Below are 24132 nucleotides of genomic sequence, written 5' to 3'. Positions count from 1 at the left end.
TCATTAGTCATTAGTCATTAGTCATTAGTCATTAGTCATTAGTCATTAGTCATTAGTCATTAGTCATTAGTCATTAGGAAGAAAAAAGAAGCAAGCAGGAAGAATTTATTTTAAGTTATTTAGGGGCAACTGAGTTATTTTCCGATTTGAGTAAAGTTTTGCGTAATGTTGCCTCTAGTTCCGGTGACAAAGCCAAAGGAATGCTCCCAGATCGCACGTGCAAATCTCGTTGAGGAAACGGAATTTCGATTTCATGCTCTCGAAACAGTTCTTCAATACGGAAAAATAAATCACTCTTGACGCGATACTGTGCGATGGGTTCAACAATCCAAACCCGCAGCTCAAAATTCAAGGAACTCTCACCAAAACCCAAGAAAAAAACAATCGGTTCTGGAGTCTTCAAGACATCAGAATGTCCCCTACCAGCTTTTAGCAATGCCTCCTTAACTTGATTGATATCACAGCCGTAGGCAACACCAACTGGAATTCTGATTCGCGACACAGAATTCTCATAGTTCCAGTTAGTTACATCATCCTCTAAGAAACGAGAATTGGGTAAAATAATCGAAACTTGATCTAGGTTGCGAAGCACTGTACTGCGAGCGCCAATACGGATCACAGTGCCTTCAATTTTACCGACACTCACAAAGTCGCCTACCCGAATCGGACGTTCAAAGAGCAAAATCAGACCGCTACCAAAGTTTTTAGCGATATCCTGAAATCCAAAACCGATACCAACTCCTAATGCACTAAATATAATTGTTAGAGAACTCAGGTCAATTCCCCATATTTGCATCAGAACGATGGTTCCTATAACAACCAGCAAATATTTGGCAATCACGGCAACGGCTTCTTGACTGCCTCGACTGATACGGGTGACTTCCAAAATTCGCAGTTTAAATAATTTAGAAATAACGCCGCTAAGGACAACCCATCCCAGGATTAGAGCAGCTAGAATTAGCAGATCGGTGACTGAGTAATTGTTGCGTCCTACAGACAGGGCTTTAGATGTGAAAGTGCTGACTAAACTGCTGGTTAGGGTGTAACTCCAAATCCGAGTTACCGGAAACAGATTGGTAATGTAAAGGGCGGTGACAATCCAAAGCACAACCCTTGCGAAAAACAGAGTTAAGTTAAATAATAAGTTCAGAGCTTTGGGCGAATCATCAACTCCAACTTCTTCGTTTGATGGTTCGACAAATCGCTGGATTGCAGCTTGTCTGGCCGATCGCCACAGCCATCCCAATGCTTTGTTGAGGGCGATCGCCAGCCCTACAGTCGCCGCTGCCAGCATCAGCATATTTTTCATGAATCCGGCGCTTCTTTCATTTTGAGCTTGCTGCAAAGCTTGACTGAGTTGTTCTGCCCAAAGATTAGCTTGTTCGGCGGGCGTGCGATTTTCTTGCACATCGGATTGAGTGACTGTCAACAGGTATTTGCCATTAACCAGAATGGTGGGATACCGATCGCGAATTTCAGTTGTGACTCGAACGGTTTCTTGAGATTTCTCAATTTGTTGGAGTCGCAAATTGAGCAAATCGGCTCGTTCGGTGCCCGTCAATGAGTCAGCATCGCTGACGCTAAAAATTGGACGACCATCTACCACAACAAATGTCGCCGTCCTCGCTGCTTGAACGGGTAAAGCCTGCAAAACTAAGCTCAGCGCTAAGGCTGTGATGATTCCCAGTATTTGGTAACGAAAAAATGAAAATTTCCGGCGATTTAACATATTTTACCAATTTCAATGCACTCCTCATATTCCGCGATCGGTATGCCTCTAATAAACCTCCACCGCAAAGCAAGTTTTTGAACAAGCAGGATGCCCGTTCTACAAGAATCGTTGGAGAGGTTTCAGGGAATTGCAAACTGGATATTGATGACAAAGCCCAATAAGTGCAACCATCAGAAGGATTAACGGTGCGGCAGTGCTTGAGGAATACTTTGCCAGCGCACTTTGGTACTTGATACTCAGATTACTTTTGCATTATAACGGCTTAAACTGATTGAGTTACCCGTTCAGTTCCCTTAACACTGTTAGACAATGCTCGAAAGGACTGAAGTCCGAACGATCGAACTTGATGGAAAGGACTGAAGTCCTCATTACGAACTTGCTCGAAATGTTTAAGTATTAGTTTGAATCTATTCTGCGGCGGCATTTGGGAAGTCTCCAAGATATAGAAAAAACCGTCGCACTCTATAATTACTCCCCTATGTTCTCAACTCCCAAAAAGAGAGACAGTTCTTGATTTAAGCGACCCGATCGCACAAACTCAGCATAGGTGTCAGCCTCGATCGCCAGCAACTCACCTCGAATTTGCTCAGCAATAAACGTGCTGAGATCGGGATATTCATCTTGAAGCCGATCGACCTCTGCCTCAATCCTCATTAACTCCCCCTTAACCAGGGATTCTTGATACTCATAAAACTCCCGATCGACACCCGGCTGGTCCTCCATCTCCGCCAACCGTTGCAACACCCTACCCAAAGCCGCCCGACGGGCGATCGCCTCCAAATACTCCCCGCGCATCGGCCCATCCCCCAGCAGATCCAGTTTTTTCAGAACAGGCTGAATAGTCAGTCCCTGCACCAATAAAGTAAACAACACCGTCCCAAAAACCGTCGCAATCACCACCTCCCGGCCCGGTAAACCTTCAGGTACGCTCAAAGCCAAAGCCACCGACACCGCACCCCGCAGCCCTCCCCACCACAACACCGTTTGCTCCTGCAGCGGAATGGCGGATGCGGCAAAACGGTTGCTGAGACTACCCAGTCCGTAAATGGCGATCGCCCGCGTTACAATCACCGCCACAATCGTCACCGCGATCGCATCCAAATTTTCGCCCAAACTCCCAAACCGAATCTGATCGCCAATCAGCAAAAACACAATCGAATTTACAAAAAAAGCTAAAAATTCCCAAAACTCACTCACAATAATCCGAGTGCGAGGATTCATCCCGATGCGAGAACCAAAATTGCCCAAAATTAGCCCAGTCGTGACCACCCCAATCACCCCCGAACCCCCCAAATCCTCCGCAATCAAATAAGTACCGTAGGCCGAAACCAACGTCAGAGACTGCTCCACCAGAGGCAAATCAAACCGCTGCGTCAGATAAGAAATCGCAAACCCGATCAGCCCGCCAACCCCCAGCCCAATCCCCACCACCGTTATCAACTCCAGTACAATCGGCCCCGGCGATAAATTAGCAGTTCCCTGAGCAAAAGCAGCCAGAAATCCAAACGCCACAACTGCCATTCCGTCATTAAACAAACTTTCGCCTTCCATCAAAGTGCTGAGACGCTTCTCAACCCCCAACTCCCGAAACAAAGCCGTCACCGAAACCGGATCGGTAGCTGAAAGGGTAGCCCCAATCATCAGCGCAGTTCCCAAAGAAAGACCGGCAAATTGATTCAAACCAATTGCCACACCCGCAATGGAAATCAGCACACCGAAAACAGCATAAAGACAAATAGGAATTAAATCCTGTTTTAAACTCGACCACTTCAAATTCCAAGCAGCTTCAAACAGCAGCGGCGGCAGAAAAATCAACAGAATCAATTCAGGCGAAAGATTCACCAACCGTACATCGACCAAAGCCAGTCCTGCTCCCACAATCACTAGCAGCAGCGTATAGGGAATTCGGCGCAACCAACTAACAATTTGTGGCAGAGTTGCCACACTCAAAGAAACTGAAAGCACTACTAAAAATTGCTTGAGATTATCTTCAATCGCCACTTCTTGTATGCTTTCTATCATTTTAAAAATTTCCTATTGGTAATTATCGGATTGTATAGACAGATTGGTTCGTAGTGCGGACTCGCATTCCGCACTACGAACCGTCTTTTTGACACCAGTGTTAAAAACAGTCAGCGTGTCACTCCTCCTTCAACTGCATCTTGCTGAACAGAAGGTGAGGAATTTTGGGGCGGTTTTTTGAGAACTGTTTTTAACTGGACAATTGGTTGAGTTGCAGTTGCAGTTTTAGTAATATAGCGATCGGGCTTAATTTGCCATTTTGTTTGCAAATAATTGCGAACCGCCACCGATCGCCCGATCGCCGGCGCCCCAGCTTCCGAGGGCGCTTGACCGGAACTCATTTCAATCTGCAATTTAGGATTTTGCTGTACCGTCTTACCCAGTCGATCGAGCAATTGAACTTGATTTGCCGCAATTTGAGCTTGATTTAACGCAAAAGTAACCGTTCCAGCAACCGGCGCAATCCGATTGAAATTGACCTGGGCTGTAGGGTAATTTAATTGACTGCGGATATCATCCACCAGCAGCGCTTGTCCGTCGCGATCGAGATCCCGCGGACTAAAGTAAGCAATCTGAATCCTTAACGGCGTCAGCGGGCTAGTAATCGCCTGATAACTCATCAATTGAGCCGGTAGGGGCAAAATCAGGGAGTCGAGGGCAGACTCCACAGCCGTCAAAAAACTCGATTGCAATTCCGCAACCGTGGGGGGAGGCTCCGGCTTGATTGTTGTTTCAGAAACCTTTGTTGGTAACAGCTCGTTAGAAGCTATGGGAATTTGAATCAAATTCAGAGCAATTGACTCCAACGGCCTCCCAAGTTTCGCTGAGAGTAATTGCTTGTATTGCTCTCGTTCCGCTTCTGTGTAAACCTTGCTAGTAACTACCTGAAGTTGAGCGACTAATTTACGCTTTTGTTGTCGAAACGAAAGTTGACTGATGTACGATCGCACTTTACCATCAGGAAAGTTACCAAAGTTTTTTTGCCAGATTTCTGTAGTGCTATTACGCAGTTGATTTTCTTGCTGCTTGCGAGATATTTCGTCACTAAGTTGATTGTAAGATTGATACAGAGGAATCGAAGTCAATAAAATAGTCATCAAAATCAACAGCAGGCGACTTGGCAAACTACCGATGCGCTTCAATCGTTCCGATGCCGGAATTCGCTCGACCAAAGACTGCATCCAAATACTTTCTCCATTGCTTTCCCGCCACAAACGCACTCGCTCGCGCACGGGAAAACTATCAATATGCAGAACCAAAAACACCAGCATCGCCATAAACGTAATAGCGACTAAGTTTGTAAAAAACAGCAGCCCTCCCCCCCGCGCCACCGCCAACCCGCTTCCGGGACTCAGACTCACCGCCATCCCAATCCCGTAACCCACCACACACAGCGGCGGCATCAACGCCACCGCGATAGAAACCCCCGGAATAGAGGTAACAACCCCCTTAGCCTCCTTGCAAATAGCCACCGCCCCCACAGCCCCAGAAAACAGCGCTATCACTAAATCCAGCAAATTTGGCTGAGTTCTGGCCAAAATTTCGCTGGTCATTTCCTTAAACGGCAAAATCAATACCAACACCACCGCAAAGGAAATAGCCAGCGTGCAGCTCAAAATTAAATTAACAAGGGCCCGCAGCGCCAAAATCGCATCCCCAGCAGCCAAAGCCAGCCCGTTTGCCAAAATACTCCCCATTAAAGGTGAAATCAGCATCGCGCCAATGATGACGGCCGGACTATTCAACACCAATCCCAGGGTAGCTATCCCAGCAGAAAATAAAACTTGAATCCAATAACTGGCATCTGTCAGAGTCACGGACTGAGCAAGGTCCAAATAGACTTGTTCTTTGCGAACCGCGCTAACCCCTAAATTGTGAGCAAACCAGCGTCTCAACCGAAGGAACTGCGCTAATATCTTTAGGCGCTGCATTACATATCCTGAGAAACAATAAATATTTTTTACCAACCTAGTGTAGTGCATTGATGCCTATCTTTGTGGTGGCAGCATCAATAAGAGGCAGTTTGTGTAGCTTGGGTTGAGAGAAACTGAGATATTGCACTATTTTCTATAAGCCGATCAAAACCGGGAATAAAACCAAAAAACTAAGTTTTAATCCTAGATTTTTAATCTTATTCCCGGTTTTTGCTTGTTGTGCAAGATGTCAGGCAGAACGAATCCTACATTTCACTTCGCCCAACAATATCATTTATCATAAATCTTGCACCAATTTCAGAAATCGAGTTTTTGACTTCAATATTTAGTTTTCAATCAAAAATTAGGTCAAAAACCCGGCTTCTTTGGTTTCAAATGTCTAAAGGACTAATTAGCAGTACCGATAATTAAACCCGATCGCGCGGGCATATTCAACGCTAACTTCCGAGTTTCTCCCTCACCTTCCCAAACAAACTCACCCTTGCCAAACAGCAATTTATCGTGAGAAAATTTCAAACTGGGAGTCTCAAAATTTACCTTTACCTCTTGAGTTGCCACATTCACCGCCACAATTATTTCCTCCTCCTCCAAAATTCGCGCAAAGACGTAAACCGTGCCTTCAGCAAACAGAATTTTGTAAGTCCCTGTGCGGAGGGCGACGTATTTGTGGCGCAAAGCTATCAACTGTTTGTGGTAATCTAAAACATCAAGTTCCCAGTGAGCTTTTAAGGGAAAACTGCGGCGAGAATCTGGATCTAGAGCGCCCGGTAAACCAACTTCATCACCGTAATAAATGCTGGGAGCTCCGGCATAAGTTAACAGCAGCAAAGTCGCAATTTCGACACTAGAGCGATCGTCCCCAGCAATTGATAGCAACCTCGCAGTATCGTGACTGGCCAACAAATTTAGTTGAGTTAGCTGTATTTGCCACGGATATAATTCCAAAACTTTCTGAATTTTCTCGCCGTACTGCTTGGCAAACAGCGCCGGATAGGGGTAATAAGAACGACCTTCTAATTGGTTCATATCTACCCGATCGCCTGCAGCAAAAGCAATAGTCGGTGCCGCAAACAGATAATTCATCACGCCGTCAAATTGACTGCCATCGAGCCATTCTCTCGCATCTTCCCAGACTTCGCCGACAATGTAAGCTTCGGGATTAACAGCTTTCACTCTGTCTCGAAATTCCTGCCAAAATCCCTCTGTTTTAATTTCAAAAGGAACGTCCAGCCGCCAGCCGTCAATGCCGAATTTAATCCAATATTCGGCGATTTCCATAATATACTCTCGCACTTCTGGATTGTCGTGATTGAACACGGGCAGCGCTCGATTGCCGTCCCAACCGAGATAATTAGCTGGGAAATTGCCGTCGTAGGGGGATAGCGGCCAGCCTTCAACTTGAAACCAATCTAGCCAAGGAGAATGGGGGCCGTTTTCCAGGATGTCGTGGAAGAAGAAAAAGCCGCGGCTGGCGTGGTTGAATACGCCGTCTAGGACAATTTTGATATTGCGATCGTGGGCTGCGTCTAGAAGCTCTTTAAATGCTGGATTGCCGCCTAACATCGGATCTACTTGGTAGTAGTCGTGGGTGTGGTAGCGGTGGTTACTGGCCGACTGAAAAATGGGGGTAAAGTAAATGGCATTAATGCCTAAATCTTGCAAGTAATCTAGCTGTTCCATAACGCCCCACAAGTCGCCGCCTTTGTAGCCTTGGAGGGTGGGGATTTCGTGCCATTCTTCCCACATGAAGTTTTGCAGCAGGCGTTTGCGAGGCTGTTTGCTTTTGGCAAAGCGATCGGGGAATATTTGGTAGAATACGGCGTGTTTAACCCAGTCGGGGGTTTGAATTTGCATACAATTTTCCTAGCTTGCTATGGCTTAGGCTACAGTAGCAGAGGTTTCTAGGGGATCTAGCTTTTGGTAGAGAATATACACTCGATCGAGTTTTGTCGATCGACCGATCGTAAAATATCACAAAAATTTGCCGTCAATCGGAGATTTATCACTGATTTTATCTGAGATATCGATCGTCCCGACTCAGGTGTGTCATTGGTCATCAGTCATTGGTCATCAGTCATCAGTGGTGTGTCGCTGGCTGTGGGTGCAACGTCATCAGTCAAAGGCGGGAACTATACCAAAGGGCGATCGAGCCTGGATGGATAAATTGCCACAAAGCGAGAATTAACAACAGCAAAATTGTAATTAACAGCCAAAACCCCGAACCTTATTCTGTCGTTAAACTTCCCTTATTTATCGATGGGTATTTTAACTCAAACCTCAAATTTTTTTTAACTATCCATGATTGATGGATGAGTATTTTAACTCACAACTCAACACTCATATAGCAATTCGAGCAACAGATGAGGTATCGCTCCCTCAAGCCCTCAATCTCTCAATCCCCCAATCTAAAACTTATAAGCTCGCGACTTGTCCGCTGGCGTAGCCGAAGCAAGCCGAAGTATCTAAAATCTCAACTTCTCACCTTTTTGAAAAAGGCTACAACTATAGTCCCGTCAACACTCCAACTCTCATAAACCTCGTTTTTTTCACTCCTATAGAACCTACGTAAAAAAATCGGTTTCTTGGAAAATCGTTGCTAATCTAAGAGAGGCTCGATCTAGAAACCTGGTATTTTTGCCTAGCCTGCGTCCTGAACTGTCTTATCGAGCGTAGGAACAAAATATTTTGATTAAAAATCCCCGTTTCAGCACCAGCGACTGAACTCAAAACTCAAAACTTCCTTACTCCCCCCCCTTGTCAAGAAGCCCTCACCATTAGACACTGAACTTGGAGAGTTAATCGACCCTAGGGAGAAAGTTCCTTGAAAAAAGTTTTAGCCATCATCCTCGGTGGCGGTGTAGGCACCCGCCTTTACCCCCTAACCAAACTGCGAGCCAAACCCGCAGTTCCCCTGGCCGGCAAATATCGCCTCATCGATATTCCTGTCAGCAATTGCATCAATTCCGAAATACTCAAAATCTACGTTCTCACCCAATTCAACTCGGCATCCCTCAACCGCCACATCTCTCGTACCTACCAGTTTTCTGGCTTCAGCGAGGGATTTGTCGAGGTGCTCGCCGCCCAGCAAACCCAGGAAAATGCCAACTGGTTCCAAGGGACAGCAGACGCAGTTCGCCAATATCTCTCGCTGCTAGAACAGTGGGACGTTGACGAATTCTTGATTCTCTCAGGCGACCACCTCTACCGCATGGACTACCAGAAGTTTGTGGAGAGACACCGCGAAACCAACGCCGATATCACCCTCTCGGTTTTACCGATGGACGAGAAGCGGGCGTCGGATTTTGGTTTGATGAAAATCGACGAAAGCGGCCGCGTTGTTTCTTTCAGCGAAAAACCAAAAGGCGATCCGCTCAAACAAATGCAGGTGGATACTACTAAACTGGGACTGACAGCGCAGCAGGCTCAGGAAAGTCCTTACATTGCTTCGATGGGGATTTATCTCTTTAAAAAAGAAGTTTTGATTAAACTTCTGAAAGAATCTCCAAACCAAACTGATTTTGGTAAAGAGATTATTCCGAATTCTTCAAAAGACCATAACGTTCAAGCTTATTTGTTTGACGATTACTGGGAAGATATCGGAACGATTGAGGCTTTTTATGATGCTAACTTGGCTCTGACTAAACAGCCTAAGCCTCCTTTCAGTTTCTACGATGAAAATGCGCCGATTTACACTCGCCCGCGTTTCTTGCCGCCGACTAAGCTTTTAGATACTCACATCACTGAATCGATTATTGCTGAAGGCTGCATTCTCAAAAATTGCCGGATCGACCATTCTGTGCTGGGAGTTCGATCGCGCATTGAAGCTGGATGTACGATTCAAGATACCCTGGTTATGGGTGCTGACTTCTACGAACCGGACGCCGAACGGCATTCGAGTTTGGACAATGGCGGTGTCGCCCTCGGTATCGGTGCGGATACTACAATTCGCCGCGCGATTGTGGATAAAAATACCCGCATCGGCCGCAATGTTCAAATAATTAATAAAGACCGAGTGGAAGAATCGAACCGCGAAAACCAAGGTTTTTACATCCGCAGCGGCATTGTCGTAGTCCTGAAAAACGCCACGATTCCTGATGGAACTATCATTTAGTTATTAGTCATTAGTCATTAGTGGTCAGCGATCAATTTTTTGATTTAAAATCAGCCACCTGAAAGTCAGGTGACTGATGATAAATAACTAAATTAGTGACCGATTACCAATGACCGATGACTGATAACTGATAACTGATGACTCAAGGGATTTTTTTTAAACTCATTATTAATTGCAACTGCTGATACCAGTTTGTCGCAATACTTGGCTTGATTTAAAGCACCGGGTTTTAATATGGTACTGTCTATGTTACAGCCTTTCTCAAAAAAGTGAAAAATCAGTCGATTTTAGATTGGGATGGAGGGATTAAGAGATTGAGGAATCGATATTTCCTATGAGAACTCGAACTGTTATACAGGGCGTTGTGAGACTGATATATTCGATCGCCTGCGTCTGGCGGATGGCTTCTGATTCTTATATTTGCGATCGTAGCACGACTGACAAACGCGCTGCCCGTTTCTGAGCAACACACAAATCTCCGAACGATCTTTCCAATCGTCGCAGCAGCCACAAGGCCAACTTAGCAAATAATTAATCATGTAAATACCCTGGTAGCGTCAAAAGCTTATTGATATATACTATCCTATCTTAATTTTTTTGAAAGTGTGTACTCTAGTTAACAAATGAGGAAGAGATTATCTTATATTTTTGTGATTTAAGTCAATGAAGAAAGTGTCAAAATAAGATATAGCGTTTCTCAAAAAGGTGATAAGTCAGTCGATTTTAGATACTTCGGCTTGCTTCGGCTACGCCAGCGGACAAGTCGCGAGCGTACAAGTTTTAGATTTTAGATTGAATAATTTTTGATTTTCGATTTTCGATTGGGGAATTGAGGAATTGAGGGATTTTAAATTTTAGATACTTCGGCTTCGCTGGCTCACAAGTTTTAGATTTTAGATTGAGGAATTGGGGATTGAGGGATTGGGGGATTGGGGAATCTATGGATTTTAGATTAAGCGATTGAGGGATTGAGTAATTTTTTATTGGGGATTGAGGACTCGATCGCTCAACATTCATATTTCGCTCAAACTGCTATAGTATAGCATCGTTACGGTCAGAAAAAAATGTATCGCAAGGTTATTGAATTACGGCCCGCTTTAAGGTAAAGTACAGTCACAATTTACGCTGCAAATTCTCCGAAACTTCCCGATAAGAACCTATTAGGATTGGGATTGCTGGAAAAGCTAGAGACACAAAAGTGCGATCGCACCGCGCACCGCAAAAAACAGCAAAAAGAGCGATCGCCCGCGCCGATATACCCTCATACAGAACTCGCACCAACTAGCCCGCAGCAGCTATCCCAGGCTCGCCTAAAGGGTGGCGGGACGATCGGGCGCACGAGCTACACCAAAATCAACAGAGGCGCACAACGGCTAAAAACCTTAAATATCAGCCTGGTGCGGAAATTGCGATGTCCCGTAAGCAACAACCGAACTCGATCGAGTCCCAACCTTTGATAACCTATAATTTAAATCAGATGCAGCAGGCAGTTTTTACCCTAAGCATCAAACTAACTTGCCATCTTGCTAATTAGGGATTTATTTTTTCTAACAACTAACAACTAACAACTAACAACTAATAAAGAGAGGATTGCTTAATGGCTGCAACAGATTTTAAAGACTATTACGCTATTTTGGGACTCAACAAAACCGCCACTTCAGACGAAATGAAAAAAACTTTTCGCAAACTAGCGCGAAAATATCACCCGGACATGAACCCCGGGAACAAAGAAGCCGAAGCTCGTTTTAAAGAAGTAAACGAAGCTTACGAAGTGCTCTCAGACCCAGAAAAACGCAAAAAATACGACCAATACGGTCAATACTGGAAACAAGCGGCTACAACTGGCGGCGGATGGCCAGGCGGAAACAGTACAAATGTAGACTTTGGCGGCGTTGACTTCAGCCAGTACGGCAGTTTTGACGAATTTATCAATGCCTTGCTCGGCCGCGCTGGTGGCAGTGCTGGTGCTGGTCGCAACGGTCAGTGGAATTACAGCACCTACCGAGGCGGCACCGGCGGGCCGGGCGGTTTTGGGGGATTTGAAGATTTTGCGGGGTACGAAAACCGCAGCGCAGGAAGCTCTCTCGATACCGAGGTGACGATTTCCCTAACTTTGGGGGAAGCGTTTCGCGGCACTTCTAAGCGAGTCGCCACGGGCGAAGTTTCGATTCCTGCGGGTGTGAAAACCGGCAGCAAAATTAGGGTGAAAGGCAAAGGTCAAGTTGACCCGTACACGAAGCAGCAGGGAGATTTGTACCTCAAATTAGAAGTTTTGCCTCACGCTTTTTTCCAGTTTGAGGGAGAGAATTTAATTTGCGAAGTGCCGATAACTCCCGATGAAGCGGTGTTGGGAGCTTCGATTGAAGTGCCTGCGCCTGAAGGTACGATAGTGGTAAAATTTCCAGCCGGGATGCGTTCTGGTCAGTCTTTGCGGTTGCGAGGTAAAGGATGGCCGAAACCGAAGAAGGATGAACGCACTGATTTGTTGGTCAAAATTGCGATCGTCCCGCCCAAGGAACTCAGCGCCCTAGAGCGCGAATGCTATGAAAAAATCCAGGCCAATCGCACTTTTAATCCCCGAAGCAATTTAAGCCAAGCGCTACTTTGAAACAACCTGCATTGCGCGTACCAGACAACGCCAAGAAGGAAAGCGAGTCATCTGTGGGGTTGAGGCGGGTTTGCAAATATCGCGGATCTGAAGTTATCGATATTGGTGAACCCGCTCTGCATCGGATGCAAGCTCGATCTATTCGTACTCGATCGTTCCACTTTCTCAAGACTCATCGCTAGCTGTTAGCTGACTGGGTTGGCTACCTTCTTGGATTTTAATGCTAATGTTTTTAGCTCCTTTTTTCTCCAAATCTTTGATGTAGCCGTTGGTGTTGTGAGAAGCTTCATCTTTGCTTTCGTAGGGGCCAAAATAATAGGTGCGCTTGGGCAAATCTGTGTCAACTTCCACCCACCACTGGCGACTTCTACCGCCCATCGGTTGAGTTAGTATCCAGAAAGCAGCAACGTACATACCTAATAAATAAAGTCCGAACATAGTAGCTATCCCTGAAGTCAAGTAGTTTGTAATGTTCTTAAGCTACCAGGACAAATAGAGTGATCGGATCGTCCTATATGCTGATTTAGCTATGCTAATTGTTGAGGGTAAATGCTGGTTAATATCTGCATTTTGGTGGAGAATAGTTTGAGGTTTCGGCGATGTAAGTCGTTGCAACACGTACAAATTCTACTCCCAGCGGACTAGGAGAAGATGATGTTTATATTATTGTTGAGGTTTCAGTTAACTCAACATTCAAAATTTTTAAGCTGCGATACTCTCTGAAAATTCATCTTCGTCAATGGTGAGAGCTGAAGGCTGACACCGTTTGATGCGGATGCTTATTCTTTTGGCTCCTTCGCTTTCCAAATCTTCGAGATAGCCCGGAGTATGACTGGAGGCTTCTTTGTCGGTGTCGAAGGGGCCAAAATAATAGGTACAGCGAGGCAAATCTGTGACGATTTCTACCCACCATTTTTCGGGTCTGCGGGAGTTGGGCGCAGCAAGCACGGACAAGACTACGATGTAGATACAAAATAAATAAAATCCGAGCATTTTTCCTCTTTTGGGGTTATTTATTTTCTATTGGGCTTATGCTTATGAACCGGGTTTTTAGGATACGTTAGAGGTTGCAGAGTATCTCTCAAGAAACGGGGTTTCTGTTGTCCTGCGCGCAATTATTGTTATAAATTTACCAAGGAAATTTGTGCGATCGCCTCGATCTAAGTGCTGATTTTGAGGTGAGATATAAAATCCTAGGGAATAAGCTATTTTGTATTTAATTTTAAGCTCGATCGCGCGCTATAAATTGTCACGAGAGTTTAAGTATTGAGTAGCTGGCAATTTAGATGGGCGACAGATGGGTTCGGGAAATATGCCTAAATGTAGAGTGACTTTACGCTAGCACCGCCACAGCTTGAAAAACTGTGGCTAAAATAGCAAAACCCGCCGCGGCGGGTTGTTTTGTTAAGCTATAAAATTATTCCAACAAATCTGATTTGTCGGCCCCCATCAGGAGGCTGAGGTTTAACGCTTGCCTTTGGGGAACTGTTCGATGCCAGCCCAACCGTAAAAAACTAGCTCGTCGTTTTGAACTCGGCAGCGGTCTACTCGTAATTGAGTGCCTTCTAAGGCAAATTTGTCTAAATCTAGCAAGTTATTTACGTGGGCAATTATAGCTTGACCCAAGTCTACTGCTTGCTGGTCGCCTCCGTATGTAACGCTGACAAATTGGATTTTGCGTCGGTCTTCTACTTGCAATTGAGCTGTAATATCTATGTTGACTGGTTCGCTGGAATTGCCGATCGCAATTTCGGACTGCAGCCTAATTGATTTGTCTGTTCCGAAGCTGACTTCTGTGTTTTGAAAGTGCAGAGATTGCTCTTGATATTTCAGCTTCTGGAGTTTTTCAACTACAAAAGGTGTGTTGAATGAGGTGGTTAAATCCGATCGACTTAAGACTATTCGCATATTTGCCTGGGTAGGCTGCCGCAATTTCACGCTTCCTGCAAAAATCGCCCCAAAATCAATGGAGAGTGCTTGCAGGTAGAGTTCCATCACTTCTATGCGAAGGCCGTTGTACATCAACATACCTTTGCCAATGAAGTCGAAACCATCGATGCTTCCCTGCAATAGTTTGGCTACTGGTTCGACTCGGATGTTGGCTTCGGCCTTTTCCGAACTTTTGAATAAGGCCGCGATCGCAGCTCCTGCTACTTTGCTGACAAGGCGATCGCCACTTTGACCTTGAAAGGATGTACCGCTAAACAAAGCTGCTACCATTTATGCGTTTGCTGATCTAATGTCGCTATTATAACCTCCCATTAAGAAATGTTAAAATAGCTTGTGCTTATTCACTTTATAAGTTGATCTTGTTTTTGATCTGCCTAGAAAGGAATATATTTGAAATTTAAGGACTCAGCGGGGTGCCTTGGAGACAGGCGCGATCGAGCAAAGCTCCATCCCATATGGTTTGTTCGATCGCAGCACAGAGCAAATTAGCCCCCGTCAGGTTAGCCCCGCGGAGTACGGCTCCATTCAAGATGGCTTCTTCCAAATCAGCGCCGGACAAATCAGCACCGGACAAATTAGCATGGCTCAAATCGGCAGATTGCAAAATTGCCCGAACCAAAGCTGCGCCGCGCAAATCGGCACCACGCAAATCGACACCGCTCAAATCCAAATTGCCGATCGCAGCGCCTGTCAAAAAAGCACCCCCAAAACTTGCCTCGCGCACTAAAGCATTAGCAAAGGAAGCTCCGCGCAAATCGGCATTCCGAAAATCTGCGCCCCGCAAATCTGCGCCGCTCAAGTCAGCGCCGCGGAGGTTTGCTCGCAATACCGCCCGCTGCAAATTAGCACCGGCGAGATTAGCTCCTGCTAAGTTGGCTTGAGACAAGTCGGCACCGGCGAGAGCGGCCCCTCCTAAGTCTGTGCCGGCTAAATCTCTGCCGGCCAACATATAAACTTTGCCTTTGCGTATAGCTTCGAGGTCGTTAGTCATTAGTTTTTGGTCAGTAGTCAGTAGTCAGTTGTTAGTTGTCAGTTGTCAGGAAAGCAGTTGGCAGTTGGCAGTTGGCAGTTGGCAGTTGTCAGTTGGCAGTTGGCAGTTGGCAGTTGTCTGTTGTTACCAATAACAAATAACCAATAACAAATAACCAATAACCAATAACCAATAACAAATAACCAATAACTACTAACTAAAAACTAATTGCCGCACTCATTTTATAACGCCGGAGCGGCTGCGGTGGTTCGATCGCCCAAATCTTCCAACCATACATTCGGCAGTTGACTGGGGCGATTCGGCAACTGCATCAAACCCATTTCGGCTAACCTGACGACGTTGCTGAGAGTTTCCACCAAAGCCGGATCGAAGCGAAGGCCGCACAGTTGCCGGCACTCTTCCAAAGCTTCGCTCAAACTCAAAGCCGGACGATCGCCCCGTGGTTGAGTCAATTCTTGAAAATAAGCGACCAACCCCAAAATCCGCGCAGCAATGGGTATCTCTTCGCCTCGCAAACCCTCTGGCCTGCCGCTGCCGTCCCAATATTCGAGTTTGTGCTTGACAATTTCTGCTACAGGTGCTAGTTCCGGCATTGCTTGCAGCAGTTGGGAACCGATGAAACTGCGATCGCGCCAAAATGAGAAAGTTGATTGGTCAAAAGTATCGGGAGTGCGATCGAACACCTCATTTGGTGCCGAAACTAAGCCAATTCTAAACAGCAATCCGGCCAGCCGCAGCCTCCGCAACTGCAAAGCTGGCAAATCCAGCAGTTGACCCAAAGTTTCCGACAAAGCCGCCACCTGCAAAGAAGCTGTGGGATTTGAAGTATCGCGTTCGTCCACCCGCTGCGCCATCCGCAGAAAAGCTTGCAGTTTGTTAGCGTTCAAATTGCGGCTGACGCGCAAAGCTTGACCTTCCAATTCCCACAAATCGCGGGTTTGGCGGTTAATTGCTACCATTTGTTGCTGAGAACTTTGCAGGTAAGTGACGATCCGCGATACTACGCCGCTAATATCTGCCAAGGGCGGGCCTTTTGTGGCAAGAATCGATCGGTAAATTTCCTGCAAACTGTCGGCCAGGGGGGAGTTGTAATGTCGCGTCTGTTCTATAAAAATTTCTGCGGAGGCTGACACTAAGGACTGATCAAAGGACCACAAACCGTAGAATTTTCGCTCTGTATCAACTTCTGGCTTGCCCTCTGGCAAATATTCTTCGCTGGAAAGTTCGCGGCAAAGCACCATTGCTTTGTATGTTGGAGCGAGGATGATTAAATTCCATTCTTCGATGATGGGGTCGTTTTCATCGAGATTTATTAAAGATACATTTTCTAATTGCCCGGTTTTGTGGGTAGCGAAACCGCTGTCGGCTACTGCACCGATGACAACGCGCCGAGAGGCGTTAGCAATATCCAGGTAGCGATCGGCTTCCTGCAAATACCATTTTCCCTGCTGAAACGTCACCAAAACTAGGGGTTTGAGTTCGACTTCGTCCCCGCTGCTGGTTTGCAAGATGTGGTCTTCTAGGGCGTGACACAGGGCTACTAGGGTGTTTTTGAAGTAAACCCCGTAGCTAGAAGGCAGTTTTCCGTCGGGAAGTGTAGCTTGTAGTCTGGCGAGAGTTGATTCTGGATTCATTGCAAAAGGCGGTGCCGGCTCTTATTTATTGTAGCGGGCGATCGAGCTTCTCGAAAATACTTTTGGCCAAAAATTCCTATTTTTGATCGTTTGCCACTCCCCTACGCATAAAAACCGCTATTTGACGCTGCATAGTTCGCTTTCAATGTATGTCTGTCGCGCGCCTGCCACTTTTTCTGAACCTACAAAAAAACTTATTTTAATAGCGATGAATTAGTTTCGGCAATTTTGGGAAAACCATCTGTCTGTGGCGGAGTTTTTTTGCACCCAAAAACCTGCCGACAGGAAGACGCTAACTGACTTAAGTATTAACTACTATTTTTTAATCAATATTAGGAATTTCTAGCGTGCTTCAACAAAATCGGAATTTAGGGGAACAGGCGATCGACAAAGTGGCAGAGATTGCTATTGCTAGCAAATTAGACGAATCGGAAAGTTTGTCTGTCACAGTCAACACCGATCCCGGCCAGCTAGCCCAGGGAGAAGTCGAACAAGTTGCCGTTGAGGGTAAAGGATTGGTAATGCAGCAAGATTTGCGCGTCCAAGAATTGGAAATTAACGTCCAGGATATTGCTGTCAATCCCCTGAGCGCTATGTTTGGTAAGATTGAACTAAACGGGCCCGCTTTCGGTACGGCGCGCGCAGTTTTAACAGAAAGCGATATCAACCGCGCTTTTAATTCCGAATACATCAGCCGCAAACTAAAAAATTTAGAAGTTACTGTTGACGGAAAATCGCTGACTGTAGACGTTAAAACTGTGGATGGTCAGTTGCTGTCAACCGGAAAAATTGCTTTAAATGCTGAGGTATCGGTGCGGGAAACTGAGTCTACTCAAAAGATTTATTTTACCGCCAAACCTCAGATAGCGGCGGGCGGCTGGGCAATTTCTCTTGAGGATATTGAGTATCCCGAAAACAAGGAATTTTCGCCGGAGTTAACCGCAGCTTTGGCGGACAAAGCTGGTGAAATTTTAAATTTGCGAAACTTTGAACTTGAGGGAATGTCGCTGCGAATTCAGCAGTTAAATGTGGAAGCTGGCGTGCTGACTTTGCAAGCTGAAGCGAAAGTGGAACAATTTCCTAGTTAGCAGCTTAGACTTGAGTTGCATAAATATTCGACCTGTTAACCGCAGTTTTAAAGCGGATAAACGCAGATAATTTAATCTTGTCTGCGTTGAGTGCAACTCAATGTTATTTTCGGTTGCGGTGCGTCGATTGTATATTTTTCGAGTTGATTCACAACCAGTTTTAAATGGGAATTTTTAAGATTTACTTTACAGCTAAATTTGGGAGCTTGAACAAAAGTATAAAAATTAGATATTTTCGCTACACGATTACATGGCGCGGTATCCGTTTTTTGGTCGATCGCAAAAAAGATAAAACTTGTTCAAATCGAGCCATTATTGAAACTGACGCAGCCTGCTACTTGAGGGTAGAACTCGTGCAAAAAATGGAAAGTTCAACCCTTGAAACTGCGGCGCTGCGGCTGGCAATCACAAAGTTTTTTCATTTATGCACAAGTCCTTGGAAATCTTTTCCTATTCTCAAAAAATTAGATTTTACTTACCTTTTGTCCCAGAAGCATCCGCAATTAAATCATCTTTATCAACTTTCGGAACAAAATCAGGCCGTTCTTTGGATTCCCAGCCGGGGGGACGCTTGGAGTTGTACCACGCAATGGAGCCGATACTAACCGCAGCCACAAATCCAACACCAAGAACTGAGATGGGAATAATTAGGTTGCTTTCTACCATTAGGTTAAAATCCTTATTTACTTTACTTCTTTATCATTTTATGTGCTTTGGGCGATCGCGCAATATATCTGAAGGCTGAAAAAGTGAGTGCATTGCAGCCATAATACTTAGACATGGGAATTTGAGGGCTGGTTTATGGCGCTGTTGACAATGGCATTGGTGTTAGCTGCCAGTTTTGCCCTCGGTGCTTTGCCGCTTACTAGCTGGGCGGTACGACTGTTGGGCGGCGGTGATTTGAGGCGGTTGGGCACGGGGAATGTTGGTGTTTCGGCTGCTTTCATTCACGGCGGGAAGTTGGCGGGGATTGCTGCGGTGTTGGCGGAAGTTGGGCGTGGTATTTTGCCGGTTTTGGCGGGCAGATTTTGCTTCCCGGATGCGCCGGAAATTGCGATCGCCCTGTTGATTCCTCTAGTCGCTGCCCGGTACGCGATCGCCGGAGGTGGAGGTGTCACTAATGCCGTTTGGGGTCTTTTGGTATTTTCGCCGCCGGTGGCTGTGTCGTCGGGCATCTGGGGGCTGCTGGTGTGGGGTTTGGCAGGGCAGTGGTGGGGTAAGGGCGATCGGGCGAGACTGTTTGCTTCCCGCTGCGGCTGTCTTTGCACTCCTCTCTGGGTTTGGGTGTGGCGGCAATCAATGCCCGAATTTTTAGCAGCAGCCGGATTGGCTTTGTTGTTAGCAGCGATTAATATCCGTCAGGGTGATGATATGGCTTTATCTAAATCGGAACAATTGTTTTCTCTAGATGACTCGCTGGATGCTGCAATCTGCGGCGATAAAGCTGCTAAGTTGTCTCAGCTAAAACGCGCTGGTTTTAATGTTCCTGTTGGTTTTGTTTTACCATCGCAGGAAGAAGGCAGGAAGCAGGAGGCAGCAGGCAGGAGGCAGCAGGCAGGAGGTAGTATGAAGAGGAAAGAAGGAAGAAGGAATGATGAAAATGTCGATCGCCCCTCAATCAGTAATTCGGTCATTCAAAACCTCAAATCGAAAATCCCTAACCGCATAATTGTGCGCTCTTCTGCTGCGGGAGAAGATGGCGATTTGAGTTCCGCCGCCGGACAATATCAAACCATCGGGCCTGTTTTGACAGAAGCAGAATTGCTCGACGGCATTAATTGCTGCCGCCAGTCTTATTGGACTTCCGAAGCTGTGGCTTACCGCCGCCAGCGACAACTGCCAGATACTCAAATGGCTGTATTGATTCAGCCTTATATTGAAAGCCAAATTGCCGGAGTTATGTTCAGCCGCAATCCTTTAGATGGCGGTTCCCAAATCATTATTGAAGCTTTGCCGGCAGGTGCTGCATCTGTTGTCGGCGGGCAAGTTACTCCGGTTCATTTGGAAGTTGATTTTAGCCAAGTTGAAACTTTAGAACTAAATTTAAGCGCCCTAGAATTTAGTTCAATTATTGATAAAGAAATTATAGCAGAATTAGTCAAACAAGCGCAAGCCGTCGAAGCTTTTTTTCACGGCATACCGCAGGATATTGAGTGGAGTTGGGACGGAGAAAAAGTTTGGATTTTGCAAAGCCGCCCGATTACCAATTTGCAGCCGTTTTGGACGCGGACTATTGCGGCAGAAGTGATTCCCGGTGCAATTCGCCCGCTAACTTGGTCGATTAATCGGCCGCTGACTTGTGGAGTTTGGGGAGAGATTTTTCAGGTGGTTTTGGGCGATCGCGCTGCTAATCTAAATTTTAATGAAACAGCAACTTTGCTGGGTTCCCACGCCTATTTTAACGCGACTTTGTTGGGCGAAATTTTTCGGATGATGGGATTGCCGGAGCAGGGTTTGGAATTTTTGCTGAGAGGGCAGAAGATGGGTAAACCGCCTTTGGGGAAGATTTTGCCTTCTTTGCCCGGTTTGTGGCGTTTGGTGCAGCGGGAGAGGGCGCTAAATGCAGATTTTGAGGGCGATCGTACTTCTATTTTTATCCCCGCACTGCAAAGTCTGGAGAAGTCATTTGATAGTAGGCAGTTGGCAGTTGATAATAGTAACAATGCCCAATTCCCAATTCCCGATTCCAAATGCCCAATGCCCAATGCCCAATGCCCAATGCCCAATTATCAGTATTTGTCGGAGTTGTTGGCCAGAGCTGAGCAAATTCAGGAGTGGCTGAAACCGATTACTTATTACAATATCTTAGGGCCGATCGGGCTGGCAATTCGCAAATCAATTTTTCAGGTTGACGATGAATGGCTTGTCAATGATACTGCTCCTGAAATCGCTTCGGTGCGAGCTTTGCAACAGTTGGCTGAAAAATTGCGAACAACTGCTATTTTGCAATTGGGCGAAACTGTTTCAACCGCACAGTTAGCACAATTTTTTGCTGAAAATTCGGTTTTACAAGCAAACTTTGAGCAGTGGCTTAATACTTACGGATATTTGAGCGAGGTGGGAACGGATATCGCTGTTCCTACTTGGCGAGAACAGCCGGAAATTTACCGAAAGTTGCTGTTAACTCTGGCTCAAAAACCTGCTGTTGCTAATTTGGCAGCAACGGGTAAATTAAGCTTGACTTTTGCTCAAAAATGGCGCTTAAATAAATGTCAGGATCGAGCTATAGTTAAAAGCCAAATTAGCGAAGTTTACGCTCGTTTGTTGGCTCACCTACGCTGGACTTTTTTGGAGATTGAAGCTTGCGGATTGGAAATGCAGGTATTTGAGGAACCGGGGGATATTTTTTATCTGGAATTTGGGGAGATTCAGCAGTGGATTCGTAGCGCTGCAAATGTTTGTTTTCAATATAAAATTAGCCAAAGGCGCGATCGCCTGTTAGCCGATCGCGATCGCCCGATTCCTGCTGTAGTCTACGGCAATTTACTGCCAAATTCTTCCAAAAGGGCGATCGACCTCGCAACATCAACAACCGCTATCGTGCAGGGAATCCCCGCAAGTATCGGCTGCGTCGAAGGTTTTGTCAAGATTTGCCGGAGTGTCACCACAGAATTAGGCGAAAGTGCGATCGTTGTCGTACCCTACACCGATGCAGGTTGGGCACCCCTGCTGTTAGGAGCAACAGCAATTATATCTGAAGTTGGCGGCCAATTGTCTCACGGAGCAATTATCGCGCGCGAGTACAAAATTCCCGCCGTTATGAATATTCCAGAAGCTACAACTCGCCTGCGAGACGGTCAAAAAGTGCGGGTAGACGGATATCTCGGCACTGTGGAATTGCTCGAATAAACGAAACGAAAAATAATGTAAAAACTCATGCCTGCGGTACGGGCAGGTTTTGCCAACAATAATTACCTAACCACCATAATCTAGTAAATGCGCCCCGACAGATAAAAAAGCCGTTTATTCACAATGGTGCAAGATATCCGCCCTACAAACCGCTCTCAAATTGCCTCTTTCCTAAAGTAAGAAATTCTGCACAACATAGTTCCCCAGATTTCTACCAGAACTCAAACCATCTACGTTAGCAGTCATGAAATGGATGCCTCCGTAAAGGCGGCTCATCCCCGATTCGTCAGCAGCTTCGGCAAAGTTTTCAAAAGTTCGCAAACTGTTGACAGATTTATCTCCCTTGTCCGCAAAGCCGTAATCCGAACCGAATGCAGCATTCAGAACAGGCTCTGCCGCACCGCTAAAGGTACTGTGGCCCGACGTGTACTCGGGGAACGGCGGAGTTGTTAGCAGCGGAGTCCACAGGGGGTCGGCTGTCGTGTTGGGGTTGTTGTCTCTGTCAGCTTCGCGGATAGCTGTCACCGGTCGCCACAAATTGTACTTGTACTTGGTATCCCAAGAGACAACAGCAGCATCGGCGAGGGCAAAATTTAGCAGGGCGAACAACCGGGCGTTATCTTCCAGAGAGTTACCCGCCAGGGCGGCTGCATCTTCGGCGATTTGGTTCCAGTGGCCCGGAGGCGTAAACGTGCCTGCACCGTTGGCCCAGAAGTTGGCGATGGCAGTTTGATCTGGGGTGCGCGTGAGACTGTCACTTTTGCCGATTTCTTTGACGAAGTTAACTTCCTCTGCGTACTTGGCGCTGTCAAGGGCGGGGGGGCCCTCTGTGCGAAACTGAGAACCGCTAGTCATAACAAAGGGAGTAACGCCGGGCCACTGCGGCGCCAGGCCTACAGCAAAAGCGGGGGGAGTCGGCGTCCAGAGACCGGGCTCGGTTGAGGGGGTGTACGGCACTTCTGTCTTTGTGCCGTCTGTACTCCGCAAAGTGATAATTTGGTCGGCAACTTTTTGTCCGAGGGCGATGCCGTCTTCTTTAGATTTACCGTCAGGAATTTTGGCTAAAGACGATGCGTATGCTTCGTTGAATGTGGCTGCTTGGGCTGGGTAGAGGCTGACTAAGACGCGGAGGGCAGCGGCTGCTGTGGCTGCTTCTGGTGATGTGCCTGCTGGTGCATCGATGCTGATCCGGTAAGGGCTGTATTTTTTGCTGATGGAGTTAACAGAGTCGTAAACGGCTGCCTGAACCATTGCCATGTTTCGGGAGGCTTGGGGAGGCGCGGTGTTGCCTGTCCGCACTGCATTCAGCATGACTCCGTTCCAATCGAGGATGGGGTTTCCCGATAGTTGAGTTGTGAAGTTGTCGCGGTTGATCGTGCTGCTGTTGACTCCTGGCAATACTGCTAAATATTCGCCCGTGAGTTTGTCTTGAATTACGGTGCTGTTGCTGTTAGCGTCCGTGCCTTGCTTGATGTCTAAGTCTTCAAATGTGAGGCCGTCTAGCAATCGAATTTTGTCGCTGCCACTGCCGAAGTCTGTGATGTAGTCGGCCGTGGCTAAAGTGCGGCCGCCGTTGTCTTTAGCAATAGCAAATATATCATCGCCGGGGCCACCGGTCACGGTATCGCTACCCGCGCCGCCGTAAATGATATCGTTGCCGGAGTCGCCCAAAATTAGGTCGCTGCCTTTGCCTCCCCAGAGAATGTCATCGTCTGCACCGCCGGAAATCGTATCGTTGCCTCGATCGCCGCAGATTTTGTCTTTACCTGCACCGCCTTCAAGAAAGTCATCTCCGCCCTTGGCATAAATTATGTCGTTGCCATCCAAGCCGCTAATTGTGTCTGCTGCTGAAGTTCCTTCGAGAAAGTCGAATTTAGGACTACTCGTAATAGAAGCCATTGTTATTTATGGGATATTTTTGATTAAATAATAGCAAAGAATCATAGCATTGATAAGTGCTCATGTCTGTTTGCTTCTCATTTATATTATTAGACTTTCCGCTTACTACGTAAATACCCGGACTACAACTTTATTGAATCTTTAATATTTCACTCATTTTTATAAAGTTTCCGGATTTATTTGTAATTTCTCATACATGAATTTTGCTCACTATGTACAATCCCACGGGTTTTATTAATATTTAAAGATATATATATCGCGGTTAGAATCAAACTGTAACATTAGGTATTTACTGATCTCGGTATTTACTTAAG

General features: G+C 46.3%; 16 protein-coding genes. 5 read left to right on the top strand and 11 right to left on the bottom strand.

Annotated elements, in window-relative coordinates; translation table 11 throughout:
- Window positions 1-115 precede the first annotated feature (115 nt).
- The 4 genes from QT998_RS22495 to QT998_RS22480 form a co-directional block, all read right to left on the bottom strand.
- On the bottom strand, window positions 116-1729 hold the full coding sequence (locus QT998_RS22495; protein ID WP_333117911.1) for a mechanosensitive ion channel family protein: 1614 nt from the start codon (window positions 1727-1729) through the stop codon (window positions 116-118).
- A gap of 471 nt (window positions 1730-2200) precedes the next feature.
- The gene (locus tag QT998_RS22490) at window positions 2201-3754 is read right to left on the bottom strand and encodes a cation:proton antiporter (protein WP_333092682.1); all 1554 of its coding nucleotides are present in this window, start codon (window positions 3752-3754) and stop codon (window positions 2201-2203) included.
- A 110-nt stretch (window positions 3755-3864) separates the two neighbouring features.
- The gene (locus QT998_RS22485) at window positions 3865-5685 is read right to left on the bottom strand and encodes a DUF389 domain-containing protein (RefSeq protein ID WP_333117909.1); all 1821 of its coding nucleotides are present in this window, start codon (window positions 5683-5685) and stop codon (window positions 3865-3867) included.
- A 390-nt stretch (window positions 5686-6075) separates the two neighbouring features.
- Window positions 6076-7542, bottom strand: a complete 1467-nt coding sequence (locus tag QT998_RS22480) for a glycoside hydrolase family 13 protein (protein WP_333092684.1) — start codon at window positions 7540-7542, stop codon at window positions 6076-6078.
- Between the two features lie 967 nt (window positions 7543-8509).
- On the opposite strand from QT998_RS22480, the gene QT998_RS22475 reads away from it, so the two are divergent.
- The 3 genes from QT998_RS22475 to QT998_RS22465 all read left to right on the top strand — a co-directional run bounded on the left by QT998_RS22475 (window position 8510) and on the right by QT998_RS22465 (window position 12407).
- Window positions 8510-9799, top strand: a complete 1290-nt coding sequence (locus QT998_RS22475; RefSeq protein ID WP_333092685.1) for a glucose-1-phosphate adenylyltransferase — start codon at window positions 8510-8512, stop codon at window positions 9797-9799.
- A 1172-nt stretch (window positions 9800-10971) separates the two neighbouring features.
- Window positions 10972-11256, top strand: coding sequence for a hypothetical protein (locus tag QT998_RS22470; RefSeq protein WP_333092686.1), 285 nt, complete (start codon window positions 10972-10974; stop codon window positions 11254-11256).
- Window positions 11257-11396: 140 nt separating this feature from the next.
- Window positions 11397-12407 carry a DnaJ C-terminal domain-containing protein gene (locus QT998_RS22465; protein WP_333092687.1) on the top strand — a complete coding sequence of 337 codons (1011 nt, stop codon included), beginning with the start codon at window positions 11397-11399 and terminating at the stop codon, window positions 12405-12407.
- 165 nt (window positions 12408-12572) lie between these two features.
- Here the strand turns inward: QT998_RS22465 and QT998_RS22460 are convergent, their stop codons facing one another.
- The 5 genes from QT998_RS22460 to QT998_RS22440 form a co-directional block, all read right to left on the bottom strand.
- Window positions 12573-12845 carry a DUF1816 domain-containing protein gene (locus QT998_RS22460; protein ID WP_333092688.1) on the bottom strand — a complete coding sequence of 91 codons (273 nt, stop codon included), beginning with the start codon at window positions 12843-12845 and terminating at the stop codon, window positions 12573-12575.
- 264 nt (window positions 12846-13109) lie between these two features.
- Window positions 13110-13400 (bottom strand): DUF1816 domain-containing protein, encoded by a 291-nt coding sequence (locus QT998_RS22455; RefSeq protein WP_333092689.1) that lies wholly within the window; start codon window positions 13398-13400, stop codon window positions 13110-13112.
- Window positions 13401-13871: 471 nt separating this feature from the next.
- A complete protein-coding gene (locus QT998_RS22450) occupies window positions 13872-14627 on the bottom strand; it encodes an LmeA family phospholipid-binding protein (protein WP_194070489.1) in 756 nt (251 codons plus the stop codon).
- Window positions 14628-14754: 127 nt separating this feature from the next.
- Complete coding sequence (locus QT998_RS22445; protein ID WP_194070490.1) at window positions 14755-15348, bottom strand: pentapeptide repeat-containing protein; 594 nt, start codon at window positions 15346-15348, stop codon at window positions 14755-14757.
- A 221-nt stretch (window positions 15349-15569) separates the two neighbouring features.
- Window positions 15570-16982, bottom strand: coding sequence for an HD domain-containing phosphohydrolase (locus tag QT998_RS22440; protein WP_333117907.1), 1413 nt, complete (start codon window positions 16980-16982; stop codon window positions 15570-15572).
- Between the two features lie 347 nt (window positions 16983-17329).
- Here QT998_RS22440 and QT998_RS22435 point away from each other — a divergent pair, with 347 nt between their 5' ends.
- Window positions 17330-18070 (top strand): LmeA family phospholipid-binding protein, encoded by a 741-nt coding sequence (locus QT998_RS22435; protein WP_333092691.1) that lies wholly within the window; start codon window positions 17330-17332, stop codon window positions 18068-18070.
- Window positions 18071-18541: 471 nt separating this feature from the next.
- On the opposite strand, the gene psb35 is transcribed toward QT998_RS22435, so the two are convergent.
- Window positions 18542-18736 (bottom strand): photosystem II assembly protein Psb35, encoded by a 195-nt coding sequence (gene psb35 / locus QT998_RS22430; RefSeq protein WP_333092692.1) that lies wholly within the window; start codon window positions 18734-18736, stop codon window positions 18542-18544.
- Window positions 18737-18871: 135 nt separating this feature from the next.
- Here psb35 and QT998_RS22425 point away from each other — a divergent pair, with 135 nt between their 5' ends.
- Window positions 18872-21919: a glycerol-3-phosphate acyltransferase gene (locus QT998_RS22425; protein WP_333117906.1), complete on the top strand. Its 3048-nt coding sequence runs from the start codon at window positions 18872-18874 to the stop codon at window positions 21917-21919.
- Window positions 21920-22090: 171 nt separating this feature from the next.
- Here QT998_RS22425 and QT998_RS22420 read toward each other — a convergent pair whose 3' ends face one another.
- Complete coding sequence (locus QT998_RS22420; protein WP_333117904.1) at window positions 22091-23818, bottom strand: chemotaxis protein CheB; 1728 nt, start codon at window positions 23816-23818, stop codon at window positions 22091-22093.
- Window positions 23819-24132 lie beyond the last annotated feature (314 nt).

This window comes from Microcoleus sp. S1D4 (assembly GCF_036700765.1).
GTDB lineage: Bacteria > Cyanobacteriota > Cyanobacteriia > Cyanobacteriales > Microcoleaceae > Microcoleus.
Note: the sequence above shows the minus strand (reverse complement) of the source record. Positions and strands in the feature narration are given on the sequence as shown.